Origin of the sequence: Sphingobium estronivorans, from assembly GCF_008692605.1 — a bacterium.
GTDB lineage: Bacteria > Pseudomonadota > Alphaproteobacteria > Sphingomonadales > Sphingomonadaceae > Sphingobium > Sphingobium estronivorans.
This window is the reverse complement of sequence record NZ_LFCT01000006.1, coordinates 26,731-49,589: the sequence shown is the minus strand read 5'-3', so window position 1 is coordinate 49,589 and position 22,859 is coordinate 26,731. Positions and strand designations below refer to the sequence as shown.

Annotated in this window: 19 protein-coding genes; 6 read left to right on the top strand and 13 right to left on the bottom strand. The window is 63.7% G+C overall.

What is annotated here, in order from left to right; genetic code table 11:
- Window positions 1-35 precede the first annotated feature (35 nt).
- On the top strand, window positions 36-1,256 hold the full coding sequence (locus tag F7P65_RS06215; protein ID WP_150290890.1) for an NADP-dependent isocitrate dehydrogenase: 1,221 nt from the start codon (window positions 36-38) through the stop codon (window positions 1,254-1,256).
- 98 nt (window positions 1,257-1,354) lie between these two features.
- Window positions 1,355-2,968 (top strand): carbon-nitrogen hydrolase family protein, encoded by a 1,614-nt coding sequence (locus tag F7P65_RS06210; protein ID WP_150290907.1) that lies wholly within the window; start codon window positions 1,355-1,357, stop codon window positions 2,966-2,968.
- Here the strand turns inward: F7P65_RS06210 and F7P65_RS06205 are convergent.
- Entirely contained in the window at window positions 2,965-4,179 is a 1,215-nt protein-coding gene (locus tag F7P65_RS06205) for an FAD-dependent oxidoreductase (protein ID WP_150290889.1), read from the bottom strand. The two genes, F7P65_RS06210 and F7P65_RS06205, sit on opposite strands and share 4 nt — an antisense overlap.
- A gap of 44 nt (window positions 4,180-4,223) precedes the next feature.
- Between F7P65_RS06205 and F7P65_RS06200 the strand changes: the two genes are divergently transcribed.
- Window positions 4,224-4,436, top strand: a complete 213-nt coding sequence (locus F7P65_RS06200) for a KTSC domain-containing protein (protein ID WP_150290888.1) — start codon at window positions 4,224-4,226, stop codon at window positions 4,434-4,436.
- Here the strand turns inward: F7P65_RS06200 and glmS are convergent.
- The 3 genes from glmS to glmU all read right to left on the bottom strand — a co-directional run bounded on the left by glmS (window position 4,423) and on the right by glmU (window position 8,473).
- On the bottom strand, window positions 4,423-6,246 hold the full coding sequence (glmS, locus tag F7P65_RS06195) for a glutamine--fructose-6-phosphate transaminase (isomerizing) (protein ID WP_150290887.1): 1,824 nt from the start codon (window positions 6,244-6,246) through the stop codon (window positions 4,423-4,425). The genes F7P65_RS06200 and glmS overlap by 14 nt on opposite strands.
- Before the next feature lie 80 nt (window positions 6,247-6,326).
- Window positions 6,327-7,181, bottom strand: coding sequence for a metallophosphoesterase (locus F7P65_RS06190; protein WP_150290906.1), 855 nt, complete (start codon window positions 7,179-7,181; stop codon window positions 6,327-6,329).
- Window positions 7,181-8,473, bottom strand: coding sequence for a bifunctional UDP-N-acetylglucosamine diphosphorylase/glucosamine-1-phosphate N-acetyltransferase GlmU (gene glmU, locus F7P65_RS06185; protein WP_240334219.1), 1,293 nt, complete (start codon window positions 8,471-8,473; stop codon window positions 7,181-7,183). The genes F7P65_RS06190 and glmU overlap by 1 nt, the downstream gene beginning before the upstream one ends.
- Before the next feature lie 163 nt (window positions 8,474-8,636).
- Between glmU and F7P65_RS06180 the strand changes: the two genes are divergently transcribed.
- The 3 genes from F7P65_RS06180 (at window position 8,637) to F7P65_RS06170 (ending at window position 11,394) form a co-directional block, all read left to right on the top strand.
- Complete coding sequence (locus tag F7P65_RS06180; protein ID WP_205451955.1) at window positions 8,637-9,305, top strand: HAD family hydrolase; 669 nt, start codon at window positions 8,637-8,639, stop codon at window positions 9,303-9,305.
- Complete coding sequence (locus F7P65_RS06175) at window positions 9,302-10,063, top strand: enoyl-CoA hydratase/isomerase family protein (protein ID WP_150290885.1); 762 nt, start codon at window positions 9,302-9,304, stop codon at window positions 10,061-10,063. The genes F7P65_RS06180 and F7P65_RS06175 overlap by 4 nt, the downstream gene beginning before the upstream one ends.
- Before the next feature lie 152 nt (window positions 10,064-10,215).
- Window positions 10,216-11,394: a GGDEF domain-containing protein gene (locus F7P65_RS06170; protein WP_150290884.1), complete on the top strand. Its 1,179-nt coding sequence runs from the start codon at window positions 10,216-10,218 to the stop codon at window positions 11,392-11,394.
- 70 nt (window positions 11,395-11,464) lie between these two features.
- On the opposite strand, the gene lpdA is transcribed toward F7P65_RS06170, so the two are convergent.
- The 9 genes from lpdA to F7P65_RS06125 form a co-directional block, all read right to left on the bottom strand.
- Window positions 11,465-12,865 (bottom strand): dihydrolipoyl dehydrogenase, encoded by a 1,401-nt coding sequence (lpdA, locus tag F7P65_RS06165; protein ID WP_150290883.1) that lies wholly within the window; start codon window positions 12,863-12,865, stop codon window positions 11,465-11,467.
- A gap of 26 nt (window positions 12,866-12,891) precedes the next feature.
- Window positions 12,892-14,130: a 2-oxoglutarate dehydrogenase complex dihydrolipoyllysine-residue succinyltransferase gene (gene odhB, locus F7P65_RS06160; RefSeq protein ID WP_150290882.1), complete on the bottom strand. Its 1,239-nt coding sequence runs from the start codon at window positions 14,128-14,130 to the stop codon at window positions 12,892-12,894.
- 8 nt (window positions 14,131-14,138) lie between these two features.
- Window positions 14,139-16,934, bottom strand: a complete 2,796-nt coding sequence (locus tag F7P65_RS06155) for a 2-oxoglutarate dehydrogenase E1 component (protein ID WP_150290881.1) — start codon at window positions 16,932-16,934, stop codon at window positions 14,139-14,141.
- Between the two features lie 91 nt (window positions 16,935-17,025).
- Complete coding sequence (gene sucD, locus F7P65_RS06150) at window positions 17,026-17,910, bottom strand: succinate--CoA ligase subunit alpha (protein WP_022681282.1); 885 nt, start codon at window positions 17,908-17,910, stop codon at window positions 17,026-17,028.
- A 104-nt stretch (window positions 17,911-18,014) separates the two neighbouring features.
- A complete protein-coding gene (gene mdh, locus F7P65_RS06145; RefSeq protein ID WP_150290880.1) occupies window positions 18,015-18,977 on the bottom strand; it encodes a malate dehydrogenase in 963 nt (320 codons plus the stop codon).
- A 282-nt stretch (window positions 18,978-19,259) separates the two neighbouring features.
- A complete protein-coding gene (zapE, locus tag F7P65_RS06140) occupies window positions 19,260-20,372 on the bottom strand; it encodes a cell division protein ZapE (protein WP_150290879.1) in 1,113 nt (370 codons plus the stop codon).
- On the bottom strand, window positions 20,369-20,830 hold the full coding sequence (locus F7P65_RS06135) for a PaaI family thioesterase (protein ID WP_420853307.1): 462 nt from the start codon (window positions 20,828-20,830) through the stop codon (window positions 20,369-20,371). The genes zapE and F7P65_RS06135 overlap by 4 nt, the downstream gene beginning before the upstream one ends.
- A 5-nt stretch (window positions 20,831-20,835) precedes the next feature.
- Entirely contained in the window at window positions 20,836-21,624 is a 789-nt protein-coding gene (locus F7P65_RS06130; protein ID WP_150290878.1) for a succinate dehydrogenase iron-sulfur subunit, read from the bottom strand.
- Between the two features lie 88 nt (window positions 21,625-21,712).
- Entirely contained in the window at window positions 21,713-22,837 is a 1,125-nt protein-coding gene (locus tag F7P65_RS06125; protein WP_162854544.1) for a glycosyltransferase, read from the bottom strand.
- Window positions 22,838-22,859 lie beyond the last annotated feature (22 nt).

Genomic DNA, 22,859 nt, shown 5'->3' with positions numbered 1-22,859 from the left:
CAAATTCCACCCGAACGAAGAAAGCGAACAGGCGCATGGCTAAGATCAAGGTGAAGAACCCCGTCGTGGAGATCGACGGCGACGAAATGACCCGGATCATCTGGGAATGGATTCGTGAGCGCCTGATCCTTCCCTATCTCGACGTTGACCTGAAATATTACGATCTGGGTGTCGAGAAGCGCGACGAGACCAACGATCAGATCACCATCGATTCCGCCAACGCGATCAAGGAATATGGCGTCGGCGTGAAGTGCGCCACCATCACCCCGGACGAAGCGCGCGTCGAGGAATTCGGCCTCAAGGAAATGTGGAAGTCGCCTAACGGCACGATCCGCAACATCCTGGGCGGCGTGGTGTTCCGCGAACCCATCGTCATCCGCAACGTGCCCCGCCTGGTGCCCGGCTGGACCGACCCCATCGTCATCGGCCGTCACGCGTTCGGCGACCAGTATCGCGCCACCGACTTCCTCGTCCCCGGCCCCGGCAAGCTGCGCATGATCTGGGACGGCGAAAATGGCGAGAAGATCGAAAAGGACGTGTTCAACTTCCCCAGCTCCGGCGTCGCCATGGGGATGTACAACCTCGACGACTCGATCCGCGATTTCGCCCGCGCCAGCATGAACTATGCGCTGGGCCGCGGCTGGCCGTTGTACCTGTCGACCAAGAACACCATCCTCAAGGCCTATGACGGTCGCTTCAAGGATCTGTTCCAGGAAGTGTTCGACAAGGAATTCGCCGACCAGTTCAAGGCTGTGGGCGCCGTTTACGAACACCGCCTGATCGACGACATGGTCGCCTCCGCCCTCAAGTGGAGCGGCAAGTTCGTCTGGGCCTGCAAGAACTATGACGGCGACGTCCAGTCGGACACCGTGGCGCAGGGCTTCGGTTCGCTCGGCCTCATGACCTCCGTACTGCTCTCGCCCGACGGCAAGACCGTCGAGGCCGAAGCCGCGCACGGCACCGTCACCCGCCACTATCGCCAGCACCAGCAGGGCAAGGCGACCTCGACCAACCCGATCGCCTCGATCTTCGCCTGGACGCAGGGCCTGGCCTATCGCGGCAAGTTCGACGAGACGCCGGAAGTCACCAAGTTCGCCGAAACGCTGGAGCGGGTCTGCATCGAGACCGTCGAAAGCGGCGCGATGACCAAGGATCTGGCGCTGCTGATCGGTCCGGATCAGGCGTGGATGACCACCGAACAGTTCTTCGAGGCAATCCGCGTCAACCTGGAAACCGCTATGGGCCAGTGGAACTGATCCGCTTTTCCTAGGTTCAATACGCTAACGGAACGAGGCGGCGCCGCATCCCGGCGCCGCCTTTTTTCATGGGTCGTATTGGACGGGAGATTACAGCGATGACGACGACGGCCAAGAAACGTCTGGAGGTCCGCGCAGCGGTTCCTGCTGACGTGCGCGGCATCCAGCGATTGATCGCCCGCGTCTATCCGGGCCTCCCCAATTATTCGCTCGCCACCCTGCGCGGGCAGATCAACAATTTCCCGACCGGCTGCTTCGTCGCGCTCTACGACAGCAAGGTCGTGGGCTATTGCGCGACCATGCGCGTCAGCAGGAGCATGGCCTTTTCCACCCATGATTGGGAAGAAATCACCGCCAATGGCTTCGGCACGCGGCACAGCGCGGCGGGCGAGTGGCTCTATGGCTATGAAATGGCCGTCGACCCCAAGCTGCGCGGCCTGCGCATCGGTCAGCGGCTGTATGATGAGCGAAAGGAACTGGCCGAGGAACTGGACCTGCACGGCATTGTGATCGCCGGGCGGATGCCGGGCTATGCCCGCGCCAAACGGCGCGTTCAGGGTCCCTCCGACTATCTGGAGAGGGTCGTTCACGGCAAGATCCGCGACCAGGTGATCAGCTTCCAGCTGAAAAACCAGTTCGAACCGATCGGCATCCTTGAAAATTATCTGCCCGAGGACAGGCAGTCCGACGGACATGCCGCCCATCTGGTCTGGCGCAATCCCTATGTCGATCCCGACGAAGCGCCGGAAATGCGGGTTCCGCGGGGGGTGGAGAGCGTTCGCCTCGCCACCTGCCAGCTACAGGCGCGCGCCGTGAAGGATTTCGACGAGTTCGTGCGCAACATCGAATATTTCGTCGACGTGGCGGCGGATTACCGATCCGACTTCATCGTCTTTCCCGAACTGTTCACCCTCCCGCTCCTCTCCTTCGAAACGAAGAAGCTGTCGCCCATCGAGGCCATCGACAGGCTGACCGGCTACACACCGCGCCTCACCCGGGAACTGACGCGGATGGCGCTGGAATATAATATCAATATCATCGGTGGCTCCCACCCGACACGCGCCGAGGATGAGGATATTCAGAACATCGCCTATGTGGCGCTGCGCGACGGATCGGTCCACACCCAGGAGAAGATTCACCCGACGCCCAATGAAGCCTTTTGGTGGAACATCAAGGGCGGGGATTCGCTGGACGTGATCCAGACCGATTGCGGGCCGATCGGCGTCCTCATCTGTTATGACAGCGAGTTCCCGGAACTGGCGCGGCGACTGGTCGACCAGGGCGCGCGGATCATCTTCGTCCCCTTCTGCACCGACTCGCGGCTGGGCTATATGCGGGTGCGCTACTGCGCGCAGGCGCGCGCCATCGAAAATCAATGCTATGTCGTGATGTCGGGCAATGTCGGCAATCTGCCCAATGTCGACAATATGGACATCCAATATGCCCAGAGCGCGATCCTGACCCCCTGCGACCTGCCCTTTGCGCGGGACGGCATCGCGGCGGAATCGACGGAGAATGTCGAGACGCTGACCATGGCGGACGTGAACCTCGCGGACCTGAGCTGGGCGCGGGCGGAGGGCACGGTGCGCAACCTGCGCGACCGGCGGTTCGACCTCTATCATATCGATTGGGACAGCAATCCCGATCACAGCCACGCCCCCAGCGGCGGCCCGGTGCCTGCGGGCGGGCATAATGCGCCGGGTGGGGGTTAACCCCGCTTCCCGGCATCCGGCGAGCGGATATGCTCGCGACGGATGCCCAGACCGACAAGCCGCGCCGGGATGCCACGCAATGGGGCGCAGCGGTCGAGCAGTCTTACCACCCATGGCGGCCGGACGAGGCGCGCGTCGAGATCGAGCAGCGCGCCGATGATCCGGTCATGCGCCATCTTCTGCGCCCGCTGGATCACCCGCGTGGGAAACAGCCGGCGCTGCTGAACGCGGGACGCGGCGGCGTCCACGTCTCCGCCCTCAACCATGGTCTGCGCCATCAGGTTGGCCGCCGCCACCGCATCCTGTATGGCAAGGTTGATCCCGACCCCACCCACCGGCGACATGGCGTGGGCCGCATCGCCGATCGCCAGCAAGCCGGGTCGATACCAACGCGTCAGCCGGTCCAGCGCCACCGAGAGCAGCTTCACCTGATCCCAATCCGTCAATGCCCCGGCGGCCGCGCCCAATTCGGGCAGCAAACGGGCAATCTCCTCCCGAAAAGCCGGCAGACCGCGCGCCCGCACTGCATCCGCCTGCCCCTTGGCGAAGACATAGGCGCACTGCCAATAATCGCGGCGGTCGATCTGAACGAACAGCCGCCCCGCCTCGAACACGCCCATGGTCTGGTTCTCCAGCGTCGCCGCCTTGGGCAATCGGAACCAGAAGACATCCATCGGCGCACCCAGATCCTCCAGAGGCAGCGCCGCCGCATCGCGCAGCACGGATCGCCGCCCATCCGCCGCGATGACATAATCGGCGGGCACCCGTTCCCCGCCCGCCAGCATGACGCCATTCACGCGTCCGGCCGCATCATGGCTCAGGCCCACGGCTTCCGCACGCATGCGCAGGGTGAAGTCGGGATAGCATTCCGCTTCCCGCGCCACGAAATCCAGGAAATCCCATTGCGGCATCAGGGCGATGAACTTGCTGTCCACCGGCAGGCGACGGAAATCGGCAATCCGCAACCGCTGGCCGGCGATGCGTCCGGCAAGTTCGCTCACCTTGTCATGCGGCCGCTCCAGCAATCGGTCGCGCAGGCCGAGTTCGCGAAACAGTTCCAGCGTCGAGGGATGCACCGTGTCGCCCCGGAAATCGCGCAGGAAATCGCCATGCTTCTCCAGCACCGTGACCGGTACGCCTGCCCGCGCGAATAACAGGCCCGCCATCATGCCCGCGGGGCCACCCCCGACAATCACCAGATGCGCTGCCATAGCCTCTCCCGAAACATCGCCCGCCGCCGCGCATTATAACGGGCATGCCGTCGATCGCCATCCAGAGCTTTGTCTATGATCCGGACTGGCACCGGCTGGACGTGCAGTTCGTCAGCGGCAAACGCTACAGCTATTTCGACGTGCCCGCCGAAGTGGCGGAAGGCATGCGGGCGGCGGCATCGCAAGGCGGTTATTTCAACCGCCTGATCCGCGATCGCTATCGCTTCACCCGCCTGTCCCGCTTCACTCCACCGTGACGGATTTGGCGAGGTTCCTGGGCTGATCGACGTCCGTGCCCTTGGCGACGGCGACATGATAGGCGAGGAGTTGCACCGGCACGGCATAGACCATCGGCGCGATCAGCGGATGCACCTTGGGCATGGTGATGGTCGCCATGCAACCCTCGCCCGCTGCAGCCACGCCGTCATAGTCGGAGATCAGCACGACCTTGCCGCCGCGCGCCTGCACTTCCTGCATGTTGCTGACGGTCTTTTCGAACAAAGGCCCGCTGGGCACCAGCACGATCACCGGCACCTTGTCGTCGATGAGGGCAATCGGGCCATGCTTCATCTCGCCCGCCGCATAGCCCTCGGCATGGATATAGCTGATTTCCTTGAGCTTGAGCGCCCCCTCCAGCGCCAGCGGATAATCCGGCCCGCGCCCCAGATAGAGCACGTCCCGCGCCCCGGCGATCAGATGCGCCATCGCCTCGATCGATTCGTCATAGGCCAGCGCGCCGTTGAGCGCGGCGGGCGCTTCGGCCAGATGCCGCACCAGTTCCTTCTCGGCCTTCGCGTCCAGCCGTCCCTTGGCCCGCGCCAGATTGGCCGCGAACGCCGCCAGCACCGCCAACTGGCAGGTGAAGGCCTTGGTCGAGGCCACGCCGATTTCCGGTCCGGCCAGCGTCGGCAGCAGCAGGTCCGCCTCCCGCGCCATGGTGCTGGTCGGCACATTGACGACGGCGGCGATCTTCTGCCCCTCGGCCCGCGCATGGCGCAGCGCGGCCAGCGTATCGGCGGTCTCCCCCGACTGGCTGATGACGATCATCAGCCCGCCTTCCTCCATCACCGGCGCGCGATAGCGGAATTCGCTGGCCACATCGATGTCGACGGGTACGCGGGCGAACTGCTCGAACCAATATTTGGCGACCATGCCGGCATAATAGCTGGTTCCGCACGCGACGATCGTCACCCGGCGAATCGTGCCCAGATCGAAATCGGGGATCGGCAGCGACACCCGGTCCTCCATCCGCTGGAGATAGGATTTCAGCGTCTGGGCCACGACCACCGGCTGCTCGTAAATCTCCTTGAGCATGTAATGGCGGTGATTGCCCTTGGAGATCAGCTCGCCGGTCACGCCGGAGATGGTGACAGGACGCTCGGCGGGATTATTGTCCTTGTCGAAAATCTCCGCGCCGTCGCGGGTGATGACGACCCAGTCGCCTTCCTCCAGATAGGCGATGCGCTGGGTCAGCGGCGCAAGCGCCAGCGCGTCGGAACCCAGATAGGTCTCGCCCTCGCCATAGCCCACCACCAGCGGCGAGCCGAGGCGCGCGCCGATCAGCATGTCGGGATGGCTGCGGAACAGGATCGCCAGCGCGAAGGCGCCGTGCAGGCGGGGCAGAACCTGTTGCACGGCCTCCTTCGGCGAAGCGCCCTGCTCGACCAGTTCGCTCACCAGATGGGCGACGACTTCGGTGTCGGTCTGGCTGTCGAAGGTCCGGCCGCGCGCCATCAGTTCTTCGCGCAGCGGCTTGAAATTCTCGATAATGCCGTTGTGGACCAGCGCCACCTCGCGCGTCGCATGGGGGTGTGCATTGCTGGTCGTCGGCGCGCCATGGGTCGCCCAGCGCGTATGCGCGATGCCGGTCGTGCCGGGCAGCGGAGCCTCCGCCAATCCCTTCACCAGATTGACCAGCTTGCCCTCGGCCCGGCGGCGGTCGATCGCGCCCTCATACACCGTCGCCACGCCCGCGCTGTCATAGCCGCGATATTCCAGACGCTTGAGCCCCTCGACAAGCCGCTCCGCCACGTCGTCCTGGCCGATGATTCCAATGATGCCGCACATGGATTGAAGCCCCAAACCCCAAGAAATTCAACAATGCGATGCCTATGCCATGTTCGCGCGACCGGCGACAGGGGCATGGTTCATCGTGGACGAATTGTAATCAGCCAGACATCCGGCGGCGCGAGCATCCGGATCGGCAGGCCGCTGGTACCCAGGCCGCCCGAAACCACCATGGTCTTCGCACCGTCGCGATAGGTGCCGCAGGCATAGCGCGTCCCGTACCGCGACGGGACATAGACGATCCCCGCAAAGGGCAGCGCCACCTGCCCGCAATGGGTATGCCCCACCAGCGTCAGCATGGCCCGGTCCGGCAGCAGCGGAAAGACATCCGGCCCATGGGAAAGCATCAGCGGCGCCCCGCCCAGCACGCGCATCTCCGCCAGCGTGCCGGGAATATCGGGCCGGGCGGTATAGATGTCGCGCAGGCCGCCCACCACCAGCGGCCCCTTCCGCACCGCCTCATTATCGAGCAGGCGGATGCCGATCCGATTGAACAGGATGCGCCATTGCTTGCGGCCGATCCCGGCATGTTTGCGGGCATCGTGATTGCCCAGCACGGCGAGCACGCCCAAGGGCGCGCGCAAGGCCGCGAAAGGCGCAAGGCTTTGCACCGGATCATAGGTGGCGCCCCCCTTGGCATCCCCTATATAATCGCCGCCCAGCGCGATCAGATCGGGCTTCAGCCCATTCACCAGAGCCACGATCCGCGCCATCCGCTGCGGGCTGTTGTCCGGCCCGGACAAATGGCTGTCGGTCATCAGGGCGACCGTGATCGGGCGGCGTGGCGCATCCGCCGGAAAGGGCAGCGCGATCTCCATATGCCGGACGACCGGCATCGCCCGCGCATTGGCGATCAGCCAGACGATCCCGCCGACCAGAGCGAAAAGAAAGATGAGCAGCGCCGTCAGCCAGCGCCGCCTGCGGACAAATCCCATCACTTGCCGGCTTTGCGCGCCTGCATCCTGGCCCGGAAACGGGCGGCCCAGCCCGGCTTGCCCTCCTGCTTCGGCCGCACGAGACAGAGCGCGTCGGCCTCCACCTCCTGCGTCACGACGCTGCCCGCGGCGACGATCGCGCCGGCGCCGATCTTCACCGGCGCGACCAGCGCGCTGTTGGAGCCGATGAACGCCCCCGCGCCGATCTCCGTCCTGTATTTGAAGAAGCCGTCATAATTGCAGGTGATGGTGCCCGCGCCGACATTGGCGCCCGCGCCGATGCTGGCGTCGCCGATGTAGGACAGGTGATTGGCCTTCGCCCCGTCTCCCAGTTCGGCCTTCTTCACCTCGACGAAATTGCCGACCTTCGCCTTGACGCCGATCTTCGCGCCGGGGCGCAGGCGGGCATAGGGGCCGATCTGAGCGCCGATCCCGACCGTTGCGCCTTCCAGATGGGAGAAGGCATGGATCGTCGCCTCGTCCGCGACCGTCACGCCAGGACCGAAGACGACATGCGGTTCGACCACCACATCCCGGCCCAGCACCGTATCATGGGCAAAGAACACCGTTTCCGGCGCGATCAGCGTCACCCCTTCGCGCATCGCCTCGGCGCGGCGGCGGTCCTGCCAGACGGCCTCGACACCGGCCAGTTCGGCCCGGCTATTGACGCCCGCCACTTCCCAGGCTTCCGCCTCGATCACCGCGCTCTGGGCACCGGGCAGCATGACGATGTCGGGCAGATAATATTCCCCCGCCGCATTGTCGTTGCCGATCTTGTCGAGCAGCACGAACAAGTCGGTCGAGCGCACCGCCATCAGCCCCGAGTTGCACAGCGTCACCGCCCGCTCCTCGGCATTGGCATCCTTATATTCGACCATCTTCTCGATCACGCCCTGATCGCGGGCGATGATCCGGCCATAGGCGGCCGCATCCTCCGGGCGGAAGCCCAGCACCACGGCGCGCGGCTCATCGCCCCAGTTCAGCCGCTCCAGCATGGTCCGCATGGTTTCGGTCCGCACCAGCGGCACGTCGCCGTAGAGAATCAGGATGTCGCCCGCAAAACCGGCCAGCGCATCATGCGCCTGCGCGACGGCATGGCCCGTGCCGAGTTGCTCCGCCTGCACGGCAATCACGGTGCCGCTACCCTCCACCGCCTTTTCCACCTGTTCGCGTCCGGCGCCGACCACGACCACCTGCCGCTCCGGCTGCAATTCGGCGACGCTGGCGAGCAGATGGAGCAGCATCGGCCGCCCCGCAATCGGGTGCAGCACCTTATGCTTTGCGGACTTCATGCGGGTCCCCTGCCCAGCGGCAAGGATGATGACGGCCAAAGGGCGAGCAGGTGGGCGAGTGGCAGTCACAGGAACGTCCTTTATGGCAAAGAGGCCAAGAATCTGAGCGCTCTCTGCCATGTTTGGCTTGCCATTGCCACCGCCGAGACGGCATGAGCCGCCTATGGCCTCCATCCCCTTCGACATCGTCGGCTTCGACCTTGACGGCACTTTGCTCGACACCAGCGGCGATCTGGCCGCCGCGGTCAATTACGCCATCGCTACCGATGGCCGCCCACCCTTCCCGGTCGAGGCGATCCATCCCTTCGTCGGCAAGGGCGCGAAGGTGATGCTTCAGCGCGCGCTCGATGCTTCGGGCGGCTATGATGAGGCCATGCTGGCTAAGATGTTGCCGATCCTGCTCGATTATTACGAGCAAAATTTGGCGATCCATTCCCTCCCCTATCCCGGCCTGATCGCGGCGATGGACGCGTTGCAGGCAACAGGCGTGAAGCTCGCCATCTGCACCAACAAGGCGGAGCGCTTCACCATTCCGCTGCTGCACCAGATCGGCCTGTCGGAACGCTTCGCCAGTGTGGTCGGCGGCGATACGGTCGGCATCGCCAAGCCCGATCCGGCGCCGATCCATGCCATGATCGCGCGCGCCGGTGGCGGCCGGACGATCTTCCTGGGCGACACGATCAACGACATTGCGGGCGCGCGCAATGCGGGCATTCCCAGCATCGCGGTCAGCTTCGGCTTTCTCGACGGTCCGGTCGAAGATCTGGAGGCGGACGCCGTCATCCATCATTTCGATGAACTGCTGCCTGTGCTGGAGCGCTGGCCCGCATGACGCTGCGGCTGGAACGGAACGGCGCCGTCGCGACGCTGCTGATCGACCGGCCCGACCGGCACAATGCCATGACGCAGGCGATGTGGGAGCTGCTGCCTGAACTGGTCGGGCAGGCCATGGCCGATGATGCGGTGCGCGTCCTCATCCTGACCTCCGCCGCGCCCGGCCTGTTCTGCGCGGGCGCCGACATTCACGAATTCGCCAGCCATTCGGGCGAAGAAGACTGGCGCATCGCCAATCAAGCCGCGATCCGTTCGACCCAATATGCCTTGGCCCATGCCGAAAAGCCGGTGATCGCCGCCATCGACGGAGACGCCGTTGGCGGCGGCTGCGGGCTGGCCATCGCCTGCGACCTGCGGATCGCTTCGCCCAAGGCGCGGTTGGGCATCACCCCGGCGAAACTCGGCATCGTCTATTCATTGTTCGACACCAAATTGCTGGTCGATCTGGTCGGCCCGGCACGGGCCAAGCGCATCTTGTTCACCGGCGCGCTCCATGACGCGAACGACGCGCTTTCCATCGGCCTGATCGACGAGATCGCACCCGATCCCCTGCTTGCCGCGCAAGCCATGGCGGGCGTGATGGCGGCCAATGCGCAACATTCGATCCGCTCGTCCAAGGCGATCATCCGCCGCATTCTGGACGGCCAGGCCGATGATGACGCAACGACGCTCGGCTTGTTCCGCGATGCCTTCACCTTGCCTGATTTCAAGGAAGGCGTGCAGGCGTTTCGCGAAAAGAGGCGACCCCGCTTCTGAACTACATTCCCTTCGCCATGTAATTCATCCATATCGGACTAACATCTCATCCGATCTGGAAATATTTGTTAAGGATCAGCCGATACCCGCTTGTCGGCCCGAACAGGTGCTGGCCCGCATATATTTCCGCAAACAAGGAACGACAGAGCTGCGTGGGAGAAAATTTCGCCTTCTTCCTGCCCGTCATGATGGCAAGCTTCGGCGTCCTGTTCGCGGGCGTCTGGCGATTGCGCGTGCGATCGGCGGGTTATTGGAGCGGCGCCTTTTTCTCCGTCGCGGGCGGCTTCGCCATTCCGGCGGCCTTTGCTGCATTGCCCAGCACGATCTGGGGCTTCGTCGCGGACCTGCTCTTCGGCACCGGTTTCCTGCTGTTCAGTCAGGCGCTGCTGGAACGCTGGCATCCATCCTGGCTGTTGCGGGAACGGTTCGCCATTTTGGGGTTGTCGATGCTGCTTTGCGCGATCGCCGTCGCCCTCGACAATCTCCCTCTGGAACTGGTGGCCTCCGATTTCGGCTGCTTCCTGCTGATCGGGTTGCCCCTGATCGCGGGCAGGAAACATCTGCGCCATTGGCCCGACCGCACCCTGTTCGGCGCGGTCACGCTGGTCGCCCTCGACAATTTGGTGCGAGGCAGCACCGTGCCGCTCACTTTGTCGAGCAACGATTTCCAGAACAGCGCCTATGCCTTTCTGATGCAGGCGCTGGCCTGTGTCTTCGGACTTTTCCTCGCGCTCACGGCGCTCGCGGCGAACATGCTCGATCTCCTCGCCCGCTACCGACACGAAGCGCTGCATGATCCGCTATCCGGCCTGCTAAACCGGCGCGGCTTTGACGAAGCCATAGCCACGCAGGTGCGCAAGCCCCTCCCGGATGGCAGCCTGATCGTCTGCGACATCGACCATTTCAAGACGATCAACGACGAATATGGCCACGCGCTCGGCGACCGCGTCATCGTTGCCCTTGCCGGAATATTGGCAAAAGCCACACCGCCGGGCGCCGTCACCGCCCGTTTCGGGGGTGAGGAGTTTGTGCTGTTCCTGCCCGACACCAACGCGGCGCGGGCAGCGGGTATCGCCAATGACATTCGCGAAACGCTTGCCCAGGACGTCGCAGGCAAATTCGGCCTGGCTCGCCCGCTCACGGCCAGCTTTGGCCTGTCGACGGTCCAACGGACCGATAGCGCGATTCATGACGCGATCGCGCGGGCCGACGCGGCGCTTTATGAAGCAAAGGCGCGCGGCCGTAACAGGGTTTGCGTGAGACGGGCGCTATCGTCACCGAGTGCATCCGGTATCGAGCCGGTAGCCGCGCATCTCTCCAACCGAGCCTGATCCAGCGCCCCAAATGAAAAAGGCCGCCCCCAGGGGCGACCTCCTCATGCTTACGAAAAGCAGGCAGCGATCACATATGGATCGGCTTGCCGGTCACGGCCATGGCCGCTTCCTTGATCGCTTCGCTGTGCGTCGGATGCGCATGGCAGGTATAGGCGATGTCCTCGCTCGACGCGCCGAATTCCATCGCCTGCGCCGCCTGCGCGATCATCGTGCCGGCCACCGAAGCGATGATCCAGACGCCCAGCACCTTGTCGGTTTCGGCATCGGCGATCACCTTCACAAAGCCATCCGGCTCATGATTGGTCTTGGCGCGGCTGTTCGCCATCATCGGGAACTTGCCGACTTTGACCGCACCCTTTTCCTTGGCGGCTTCCTCGGTCAGGCCCACACCTGCGATCTCCGGCTTGGTGTAGACCACCGAGGGGATCACGTCATGGTTCACGATGCCGGTCAGGCCCGCGATATTCTCGGCCACGGCAATGCCTTCGTCCTCGGCCTTGTGCGCGAGCATCGGCCCGGGGATGACGTCGCCGATCGCCCAGACGCCGGGAACCTTGGTCGCGAAATCATGATCGGTCTCGATCTGGCCGCGTGCGTTGAGTTCCAGGCCGATCTTGTCGAGGCCCAGCCCGTCCGTGTTCGGGCGACGGCCGATCGACACCAGCACGACATCGGCCTCGATTGTCTCGGCATCGCCACCGGCGGCGGGTTCGACGGTCAGGGTCACGCCCTTCTTGCCGACTTCAGCGCCCGTAACCTTCGTGCCGAGCTTATATTCGAAGCCCTGTTTCTTGAAGATCTTGTTCGCTTCCTTGCGGACTTCGCCGTCCATGCCGGGCAGGATCTGGTCGAGATACTCGACGACCGTGACCTTGGCCCCGACGCGGCGCCACACCGAGCCCAGTTCCAGGCCGATGACACCGCCGCCGACGACGACCAAATGGCCGGGAACCTTGTCCAGTTCCAACGCGCCGGTCGAATCGACGATCTTGCCGCCCGCATTGTCAACCTGAACGCCCGGAAGCGGCGTGACCGACGAACCGGTGGCGATGACGATATTCTTCGCGGTTACCGTCTTGCCAGCCACCTCGACGGTGTTGGCGCCGGTGAAGGTCGCCAGGCCCTTCAGCCAATCGACCTTGTTCTTCTTGAACAGGAACTCGATGCCGCCGGTCAGGCCCTTCACCGCGTCCTTGCGCTGGCCCTGCATGGTGTCGAGGTCCAGGCTCATCTTGTCGATCTTCACGCCCAGCTTGGCGAGCGCGCCGTTCGCAGCTTCCTCATAAAGCTCCGAAGCGTGCAACAGCGCCTTGGACGGGATGCAGCCGACATTGAGGCAGGTGCCGCCCAGCGTCTCGCGGCTTTCGGCGCAAGCGGTCTTGAGGCCCAGTTGCGCCGCGCGGATCGCGGCGACATAGCCGCCCGGACCCGCGCCGATTACCAGAACGTCATAATCGAATTCAGCCATGGTTCGTCTTCCTCTGGCGTGATGTATTACAGGTCGATCAGCAGGCGGGTCGGATCTTCGATCGCGTTCTTGACCGCGACGAGGAAGGTGACCGCTTCGCGACCGTCGATCAGACGATGGTCATAGCTGAGCGCAAGATACATCATCGGACGAATGACGATCTCGCCGTTGCGGACGACCGGACGGTCCTCGATCCGGTGCAGGCCCAGCACCGCCGACTGGGGCGGGTTGATGATTGGGCTGGACAGCAGCGAGCCGAAGACGCCGCCATTGGAGATGGTGAAGGTGCCGCCCTTCATATCGTCCATGGTCAGCGTGCCTTCCTTGGCCTTCTTGCCGAAGCCGCCGATGGTCTTTTCGATCTCGGCCACGCTCAGCGATTCCGCGTTGCGGATGACCGGCACGACCAGACCGTTCGGGGCCGACACGGCGACCGAGATGTCGGCGAAATCGTTATAGACGATCTCGTCGCCCTCGATCTGCGCGTTGACGCCCGGAATGTCGCGCAGCGCCATGCAGACGGCCTTGGTGAAGAAGCCCATGAAGCCCAGACGGACGCCATGCTTCTTCTCGAACAGGTCCTTATACTTGGCGCGCGCCTCGATGACGTTGGTCATGTCCACGTCATTATAGGTGGTGAGCAGCGCGGCGTTGTTCTGCGCTTCCTTCAGACGCTTGGCGACGGTCTGGCGCAAACGGGTCATCTTGACGCGTTCCTGCGCGCGGCTGGGACCAGCGGCGGGGGCAGCGGCGGCAGGCGCAGCGGCCGGGGCAGAAGCCGCTGCCTTGGCGGTGCCGGCGGCGACAGCGGCCATCACGTCATCCTTGGTCAGGCGGCCATCCTTGCCCGTGCCCTTGATCTTGCTCGGGTCCAGACCATGTTCCAGCACCAGGCGACGAACGGCCGGGGACAGGGTCAGGCTGCCGCCCTCGTCCTCGTCAGCCGGAGCCGCAGCGGCCGGAGCCGGGGTCGCGGCTTCCGCCTTGGCAGCGGGCGCCGCAGCGGCAGGAGCAGCCGCGGCGGCCGCGCCTTCGTTCACATAGGCCAGCAGGGCGCCGACATTCACCGTGTCGCCTTCCTTGGCGACGATGTCGCCCAGCGTACCGCCGACCGGCGCCGGCACGTCGACCGCCACCTTGTCGGTTTCGAGGGACACGATGGGCTCATCGGCCTTCACGGCATCGCCGGGCTTCTTGAGCCACTGGCCAACGGTTGCTTCGGTAACGGATTCGCCCAGCGTGGGGACTTTAACTTCGGTAGCCATGAGCTTGTTCAGCCTTTCTTCTGGCGACGGATTTCTTCACGGACGCTGTGACCCAGCGCATCGGCGACGAGGGCGCCCTGTTCGGCGACATGGCGCTTGGCAAGGCCCGTTGCGGGCGACGCCGAGGCCTTGCGACCGGCATAGCGGGCGCGCATCGGCGCCTTGCCCGCCGTAGCCAGAGCTTCCTCGATATAGGGTTCCACAAAGAACCAGGCGCCATTGTTGCGCGGTTCTTCCTGACACCAGACGACTTCCTGCAGGTTCGTCATGCGCTTGATGCGCTCGGCGAGAGCTTCCGTCGCGAACGGGTAGATCTGTTCGATGCGAACGATCTGCACGTCCTTGTCGCCGGCGGCGTCGCGGGCTTCCATCAGGTCGTAGAAAACCTTGCCGGAACACAGGACCAGCCGCTTGGTGTCCTTGTCGGGTGCCGCATTGGGGTCCGACAGGATGCGCTTGAAGTGCGTTTCACCCAGGAAGTCCTCCGCCTTGCTGACCGCCAGCTTGTGGCGCAGCAGCGACTTGGGCGCCATGATGATGAGCGGCTTGCGGAAGGGCCGCAGCATCTGACGACGCAGGACGTGGAAGTAATTTGCCGGGGTCGTGATGTTCGCGACCTGGATATTCCCTTCGGCGCAGAGCTGGAGGTAACGTTCCAGACGGGCCGAGCTATGCTCCGGCCCCTGCCCTTCATAGCCATGCGGCAGCAGGCAGACGAGGCCGTTGGACCGCAGCCACTTGGTCTCCGACGAGCTGATATACTGGTCGAAGATGATCTGCGCGCCATTGGCGAAGTCGCCGAACTGGGCTTCCCAAAGCACAAGGCTCTTGGGATCGGCCAGCGCGAAGCCATATTCGAAGCCCAGCACGCCATATTCGGACAGCGGCGAGTCCAGCACCTCGAACCGGCCATGCGGCACGGTGGAGAGTGGAATATATTTCGCTTCCGTATCCTGGTCGGTCCATACGGCGTGACGCTGGCTGAACGTGCCGCGTCCGGAATCCTGCCCCGAAAGACGGACGCCATAGCCCTCCGACAGCAGCGAACCGAAGGCCAGCGCCTCACCGGTCGCCCAGTCGAAATTCTCGCCGGACTTGAACATTTCCGCCTTGGCGTCGATCACGCGCTTCAGCGTCTTGTGGACATTATGCCCTTCCGGGATTGTCGTCAGCGTCTTGCCGAGGCTGTCGAACAGCTTCTGGCTGACTGCGGACTCCACGCTCTGGCGGGTGGTTTCAGCATCGGCGGGCTTGTGCAGCCCCGACCAGCGGCCGGCGAACCAATCGGCCTTGTTGGGCTTATAGCTCTTGCCCGCCTCGAACTCGTCTTCCAGATGGTTGAAGAAATCGCCGGTCACCTGATTGACATAGTCGTCATCGACCACGCCTTCAGCCTTCAGGCGTGACGAATACATGTCGCTGACCGGCGGATGCTGGCGGATTTTCGCGTACATTTGCGGCTGCGTGAACGAAGGCTCGTCGCCCTCATTGTGGCCGAAGCGGCGATAGCACCACATATCGATCACGATGTCGCGATGGAATTCCTGACGATATTCCATCGCCAGCTTGCAGGCGAAGGTCACCGCTTCCGGATCATCACCATTGACGTGCAGGATCGGGGCCTGAACGCCCTTCGCCACGTCGCTCGGATAGGGCGAGCCGCGCGAGAATTGCGGGCTGGTCGTGAAACCGATCTGGTTGTTGACGATGAAGTGGATGCAGCCGCCGGTATTATAGCCCGGCACACCCGAGAAGCCGAGGCATTCCCAGACGATGCCCTGTCCGGCAAAGGCTGCGTCGCCATGGATCAGCACGGGCAGGACCTGCTCATGCTTTTCGAGGTCGTCGCGGAAGGTCTGCTGCGCGCGGACCTTGCCCAGCACCACCGGATCGACGGTTTCGAGGTGCGAGGGGTTGGGGACCAGCGACATATGGACCTTGACGCCGTCGAACTCGCGGTCGGTCGAGGTGCCGAGGTGATATTTCACGTCACCCGAACCGCCGACATCCTCGGGGTTGGCGGTGCCGCCGGAAAATTCGTGGAAGATGACGCGGAAGCCCTTGGCCATGACATTGGCCAGCACGTTCAGACGGCCGCGATGCGCCATGCCGAACACGATCTCGCGCACGCCCGACTGGCCGCCATATTTGATGACCGCTTCCAGCGCCGGGATCATCGATTCGCCGCCGTCCAGGCCGAAGCGCTTGGTGCCGACATATTTACGGCCCAGGAACTTCTCATATTGCTCGGCGTGGATCACCTTGGTCAGGATCGCCTTCTTGCCCTCGGGCGTGAAGTGGATTTCCTTATCCTTGCCCTCCAGGCGGTCCTGCAGGAAGCGGCGCTCCTCCACATCGGCGATGTGCATATATTCCAGGCCGACATTGCCGCAATAATTGGCCCGCAGGATCGCGACGATCTCGCCCACCGTGCCATATTGCAGGCCCAGCGTGCCGCCGAGATAGATCTTCTTCTCAAGATTGGTGAGACCGTGATATTCGGGCGTGAGGTCCGCAGGCAGGTCACGCTTGGCCAGGCCCAGCGGATCGAGATTGGCCGCCAGATGACCGCGGACGCGATAGGTGCGGATCAGCATCTGGGCGCGGATTGCATCTTCGGCCGCTTCTGCGATATCGGCGTCCGAAACCGCCTTCCCCGCGGCCTTGGCGGCGGCCTTCACGGCCACCTGCATCTGAGTGGGGTCAAGCGCCCCGGTCAGGTCGTCGGTGTCAATCGGCGGCCAGTTGGTGCGCGCCCAGCTCGGCCCGCGCTCAATCTCGAAATCCTGCTTCTCGTAACCCATTTCTCACGTCCCATCCGTGCCGCGTGCAGTCGCGGAGCGGCGTAACAGGCGGCCGGGGTGCAGCCCGGCCGTCTTGTCTGGTCTGGCTTGATTAGCCCTTCAGCACTTCGAGCAGGGTCGTGCCCAGCTCGGAGGGGCTGGCAGCGACCTTGATCCCGGCCGCTTCCATCGCCGCGATCTTGCTTTCCGCGTCGCCCTTGCCGCCCGACACGATCGCGCCGGCATGGCCCATGCGACGGCCCGGAGGCGCCGTGCGGCCCGCGATGAAGCCAGCCATCGGCTTCTTGCGGCCCTTCTTGGCCTCGTCGATCAGGAACTGGGCAGCCTGCTCTTCCGCGTCGCCGCCGATTTCACCGATCATGATGATCGATTCGGTGGCGTCGTCGGCCAGGAACAGTTCCAGCACGTCGATGAAGTTGGTGCCGTTGACCGGGTCGCCGCCGATGCCGACAGCCGTGGTCTGGCCCAGGCCCGCATTGGTGGTCTGGAACACCGCCTCATAGGTCAGCGTGCCCGAACGCGACACGACGCCGACGCTGCCCTTGGAGAAGATGTTGCCGGGCATGATGCCGATCTTGCATTCGCCGGGGGTCAGCAGGCCGGGGCAGTTCGGGCCGATCAGGCGCGACTTGGAACCCGAAAGCGCGCGCTTCACGCGCACCATGTCGAGCACCGGAATGCCTTCCGTGATACAGACGATCAGCGGGATTTCGGCATCGATCGCTTCCAGGATCGAGTCGGCCGCGAACGGCGGTGGAACATAGATGACCGAGGCGTCGGCGCCGGTCTTCGACTTGGCTTCGGCAACCGTGTCGAACATGGGCAGACCGATATGGGTCGTGCCGCCCTTGCCCGGCGTGACGCCGCCGACCATCTGCGTGCCATAGGCAAGCGCGGTTTCGGTGTGGAAGGTGCCGGTGGCACCGGTCATACCCTGGGTGATGACCTTGGTGTTCTTGTTCACCAGAATGGACATGTGTGTCCCTTCATATTCTGTGGACGTGGCACTTTGGGTCTAAAGCGACCCATCCCAGGCTGCACACTTACCTGGGACGGACCGGTGCAAGTTCGCTTACGAAATCAGGCGAGCGAGGAATCGATGCCCTTGCAGGCTTCCAGCAGTTCCTTGACGGCATCGACCGACACCTGAAGGTTGGCCTTGGCTTCGTCGTTGAGGTCGATCTCGACGATCTGCTCGACGCCGTCCTTGCCGATGATCACGGGCACGCCGACATAGAGGTTGTCGACGCCATACTGGCCGGTCAGGTTGGCGGCGCAGGGCAGCAGGCGCTTCTGATCGAACAGATAGGCCTCCGCCATGGCGATGCCGCTGGTCGCGGGCGCGTAGAAGGCCGAGCCGGTCTTGAGCAGCGCGACGATCTCGCCGCCGCCCGAACGGGTGCGCTGCACGATCGCGTCGATGCGCTCCTTGGTGGAGCGGCCCTGCTTGATGAGGTCGGGGATCGGGATACCGGCGACGGTCGAATATTCGACGACCGGCACCATGGTGTCGCCATGGCCGCCCAGAACGAAGCTGTTCACTTCCTTCACCGACACCTGGAACTCTTCGGCCAGGAAGTGGCTGAAGCGCGCGGAGTCGAGAACGCCCGCCATGCCGACGACCTTGTTGTGCGGCAGGCCGGAGAATTCACGCAGCGCCCACACCATCGCGTCGAGCGGGTTGGTGATGCAGATCACGAAAGCGTTGGGGGCGTTGTTCTTGATGCCCTCGCCAACGGACTTCATGACCTTGAGGTTGATGCCCAGCAGGTCGTCGCGGCTCATGCCCGGCTTGCGGGCGACACCGGCGGTGACGATGATGACGTCGGCGTCCTTGATGTCGGCATAGTCATTGGTGCCGGTGATCTTGGCGTCGAAGCCTTCGACCGGGCCGCACTGCGACAGGTCGAGCGCCTTGCCCTGCGGCACGCCTTCGACGACGTCGAAGAGAACAATGTCACCAAGCCCCTTGAGGGCCGCGAGATGCGCGAGGGTGCCACCGATGTTGCCAGCGCCGATCAGCGCGATCTTCTTACGGGCCATATATAATCCTCCAAGCCGTGGAAACTGGAATTGAGAGAGCGCTTAGGCCCATACGGTCAAGGATTCAACCGCGCAAAAGCCTTCGTTTCAAATTATCTTTGCAACTTATTCGCAATTGCATTAAAGACGATTTCACCTCTGTTGCCCAAGCGCTCCTACCCTGGCGCATGGCCCTTCCCCACAGCGGCCACCTGCCGCACCCTTCCCTACCCGGAAGCGTGCGGGCTCCTTCTTCCTGATTTCAGATTATTACCACATGAATGGCCGCGCGGCAGGACGAGATTATTTCTCGCCGTGGCCAAGCGCCAGATAGTCGTCCGACTGCATTTCCATAAGGCGCGATACGGTGCGCTCGAACTCGAACGCGCCGTCGCCTTCGGGATAGAGCCGCGCAGGCTCCGCATCGGCAGAGGCCAGCAGCTTCACCTTATATTCGTACAGCGCGTCAATCAGCGTGACGAAACGCGCTGCCTCATTGCGGTTTTCCGGCCCCAGCACGGGAATGCCGACGATGATGACCGTGTGATATCTGCGCGCGATCGCCAGATAGTCCGGCGCGCCGCGCGCCTCGGCGCAGAGACGCTTGAAGGAAAAGACGGCCACGCCCTTCAGGCTCTTGGGCACATGCAAGATGCGCCCGCCCTGTACCTTCAGATCCTCGGCCGGCACCTTGGCACGGTCCTCGACCGGATAGTCGGTCAGGCGGAAAAAGGCGTCCGACAGCGCCCTGGTCGCGTCCGGTCCATTGGGCGCATGCCACAGCGTCGCATCGCCCAGACGATCGAGCCGGTAGTCGGTCGGCCCGTTCAGCGTCATCACGTCCAGCTTGACCTTGATAAGGTCGATGAAGGGCAGGAAAAGCTGACGGTTGAGCCCGTTTTTATACAGCTCGCCCGGCTCCCGGTTGGAGGTGGTGACAATCGTCACCCGCTTGTCGAGCAAGCCCGTGAACAGGCGCGACATGATCGCCGCATCCGCCATATTGTTGACGACCATCTCGTCGAAACACAGCAGCCGCGCTTCCTCGGCCAGCGACTCGACCACCGGAGGGATCGGATCGCCGGTTTCCGACTTGCGCGCCTCGGCCAGCCGGGCATGGACGTCGAGCATGAATTCATGGAAATGCGCACGCATCTTGCGCTGGACATGAACCGTGTCGAAAAACAGGTCCATCAGCATCGATTTGCCGCGCCCGACGCCGCCCCACATATAAAGGCCCCGGGGCGGCTCCGACGCCTTGCGGAGCAGTTTCCACAGCGTCGAACCCCGCGGCGGCGCCGTTTCCAGTTCCCGTTGCAGACGGTCCAGCCGTTCCGCCGCCGCCCGCTGGTCAGGATCGGCCCGCAATTCGCCCGCCGCGACGAGCGCGTCATATCTGGCGATGACGCTGGTCACTTCGGACCGGGCGCCTTGCGCACCGTCGCGGTCGATGCCGCGATCAGATCTGCATCCTGATGGATGGTGAGGCGCAGGAACATCAATCGACCCGTCTCGCGCAGCAATTCGACCTCCGCACGCAGCATCGGACCGATTTTCCCGGAACCGCAATATTGCATAGCCAGATCAACGGTCACCGCCGCCGCCTGTTCCGGCCGCCCCATGGCCGCGAGCGCGGCGAAATAGGCGTGATCGGCAAAACCGGCCAGGAACCCGCCATGCAGCGCGCCCAACCGATTGGCGTGCGACGGCAGGCTTGCCAGCATGACCGTCGCCTTGCCTGCCGCGTCGCTCCGCGAATAGCTGGTCCCGATCGCCGAGTCGAGGAACGTTCCCGGCACCGTGTCGGTCCAGGACAGCCAGCCCGCCCAAGGCCCTTCGGCCACCGGACTCAGATGGCCCGCTCCATCGCTCACGTCGATCAGAGCTGCCTTTCGACCATCATCTTCTTGGTTTCCGCGATCGCCTTGGCCGGGCTGAGACCCTTGGGGCAGACATTCGCGCAGTTCATGATGGTGTGGCAGCGATAGAGGCGGAACGGATCTTCCAGATCGTCCAGGCGCTCCCCGGTATATTCGTCGCGGCTGTCGGCCAGCCAGCGATAGGCCTGAAGCAGGATCGCCGGACCCAGGAACTTGTCGCTGTTCCACCAATAGCTGGGGCAGCTGGTCGAGCAGCAAGCGCACAGGATGCACTCATAAAGACCGTCCAGCTTTTCGCGGTCGGCGGGCGACTGAAGCCGCTCCTTGCCGCTCGGCGCCGGGCTAACGGTTTGCAGCCAGGGCTTGATCGAATTGTACTGGGCGTAGAAATGCGTGAAATCGGGCACCAGATCCTTGATGACGTCCATGTGCGGCAGCGGCGTGACGCGCACTTCCTTGCCCGAGCATTCCTCGATGGAAGTGGTGCAGGCCAGGCCATTGCGGCCGTTCATGTTCATCGAGCAGGAACCGCAAATGCCCTCGCGGCACGACCGGCGGAAGGTCAGCGTCGGATCATATTCATTCTTGATCTTCAGCAGCGCGTCCAGAACCATCGGCCCGCAATTGTCGAGATCGATCTCGAACGTATCATAGCGGGGGTTCTGGCCGGAGTCGGGGTCGTAGCGATAGACCTTGAAGCTCTTGACGTTGGTCGCCCCGTCCGGCGCCTTGTGGGTCACGCCCTTGGCGCTGATCTTGCTGTTCTTGGGCAGAGAAAATTCGGCCATTTATCGCATTCCCTTCTGTTAGGCGCGCGATAGCCAAACAGAGGCCGTGGGGGAAGCCCTCTTTTTCCCGATATTCACGCCACCCGCATCAAAGCAGTGCCGCCATCGCTTCGGCATGTTCATTAACCCCGTTCGCGACGCTATAGGCCAGGACCGCCGGCGGTACCGTCCGGTCCAGGGGGCGATCCAGCATCTGCGCCATAGCCTGCGCCAGTGGACCGGCCTCGACCGGAACGACTCTGCCGAAACCTGTCGCGGCGATGAGAGTAGTCAAGGCCGCAGAACAATCGGTCGCCACCACCGGGCACCCCACGCCCATCGCCTCCAGCGCGACGGCCGGCAAGTCCTCCCAAAGCGAGGACAGCACCAGAAAATGGGCGCGATCATAATGGGGGCTGGGATCCACGACATAGCCTGCAAATTCGACACGATCCGCAATGCCCAGCGCAACGGCCCGGTCTTGGAGCGCGTCCTTTTCTGGCCCCTCACCCAACAGGACCAGGCGCCATTCGCGATGCTGGATTTCGGCCAGCGCCTCCAGCAGCAGGCCGAAATTCTTCTGCCGCGACAGCCTGCCCACGCCGAGAATGACTGGCATATTCTCCGCCGATGGCGCTGCGACCGCGGCTCTTGCCTGGATATAGGGGTTATGCACGAATTTGACCGGCACAGGGCGCCCCGCCTGCGCCCTAACCTCCGGACAACTTTCTTGAGAGAGAACCAAAATCTGATCGGCCCGCCGGTAAAGCCAGCGATAATAATGCGACTTCATCCCCCGCCGAGCGCCCTGGTGCCACGTCTTCAAGACGGGATTGGTCAGCTTCACAACGAGCCGCACGTCTCGGCACCTCGCCAGCGCATGGGCCAGTCCGGCCGCCAGATGCGTATGATTGCCGGGCGAGAGAAACACGGCGGGTCGTGTCCGCCGTATCTGCCAGGCGATTTGCGGAATGGACAGCAGCAGGCGCAGCTTGCGTCCGCCCCATGTTCCGAACAGGAAAGAGCTGATCCTGACGCCTTCATTCAGAAGCGAGCGGGCGGGGCCCGTATCATTGGAAACCCAGAAGCGCACATGCCATCCTTGCTCGGCAAGGCCGTTGGCAATCAGGCAGCTCACTCGCTCCACGCCTCCCGAACCGAACCGACCCAACAGGATGGCAATAGTCTTGCTCGATGCAGGGCCCTTCACGACCTCATTCTTCCGACCTGTCATGGGAGTGGCCATAAGCCGCCGC

Coding starts and splice junctions, on each gene's coding strand:
- F7P65_RS06215 (WP_150290890.1), top strand. CDS start 36: ATGGCTAAGATCAAGGTGAAGAACCCCGTCGTGGAGATCGACGGCGAC.
- F7P65_RS06210 (WP_150290907.1), top strand. CDS start 1,355: ATGACGACGACGGCCAAGAAACGTCTGGAGGTCCGCGCAGCGGTTCCT.
- F7P65_RS06205 (WP_150290889.1), bottom strand. CDS start 4,179: ATGGCAGCGCATCTGGTGATTGTCGGGGGTGGCCCCGCGGGCATGATG.
- F7P65_RS06200 (WP_150290888.1), top strand. CDS start 4,224: ATGCCGTCGATCGCCATCCAGAGCTTTGTCTATGATCCGGACTGGCAC.
- glmS (WP_150290887.1), bottom strand. CDS start 6,246: ATGTGCGGCATCATTGGAATCATCGGCCAGGACGACGTGGCGGAGCGG.
- F7P65_RS06190 (WP_150290906.1), bottom strand. CDS start 7,181: ATGGGATTTGTCCGCAGGCGGCGCTGGCTGACGGCGCTGCTCATCTTT.
- glmU (WP_240334219.1), bottom strand. CDS start 8,473: ATGAAGTCCGCAAAGCATAAGGTGCTGCACCCGATTGCGGGGCGGCCG.
- F7P65_RS06180 (WP_205451955.1), top strand. CDS start 8,637: ATGGCCTCCATCCCCTTCGACATCGTCGGCTTCGACCTTGACGGCACT.
- F7P65_RS06175 (WP_150290885.1), top strand. CDS start 9,302: ATGACGCTGCGGCTGGAACGGAACGGCGCCGTCGCGACGCTGCTGATC.
- lpdA (WP_150290883.1), bottom strand. CDS start 12,865: ATGGCTGAATTCGATTATGACGTTCTGGTAATCGGCGCGGGTCCGGGC.
- odhB (WP_150290882.1), bottom strand. CDS start 14,130: ATGGCTACCGAAGTTAAAGTCCCCACGCTGGGCGAATCCGTTACCGAA.
- F7P65_RS06155 (WP_150290881.1), bottom strand. CDS start 16,934: ATGGGTTACGAGAAGCAGGATTTCGAGATTGAGCGCGGGCCGAGCTGG.
- sucD (WP_022681282.1), bottom strand. CDS start 17,910: ATGTCCATTCTGGTGAACAAGAACACCAAGGTCATCACCCAGGGTATG.
- mdh (WP_150290880.1), bottom strand. CDS start 18,977: ATGGCCCGTAAGAAGATCGCGCTGATCGGCGCTGGCAACATCGGTGGC.
- F7P65_RS06130 (WP_150290878.1), bottom strand. CDS start 21,624: ATGGCCGAATTTTCTCTGCCCAAGAACAGCAAGATCAGCGCCAAGGGC.
- F7P65_RS06125 (WP_162854544.1), bottom strand. CDS start 22,837: ATGACAGGTCGGAAGAATGAGGTCGTGAAGGGCCCTGCATCGAGCAAG.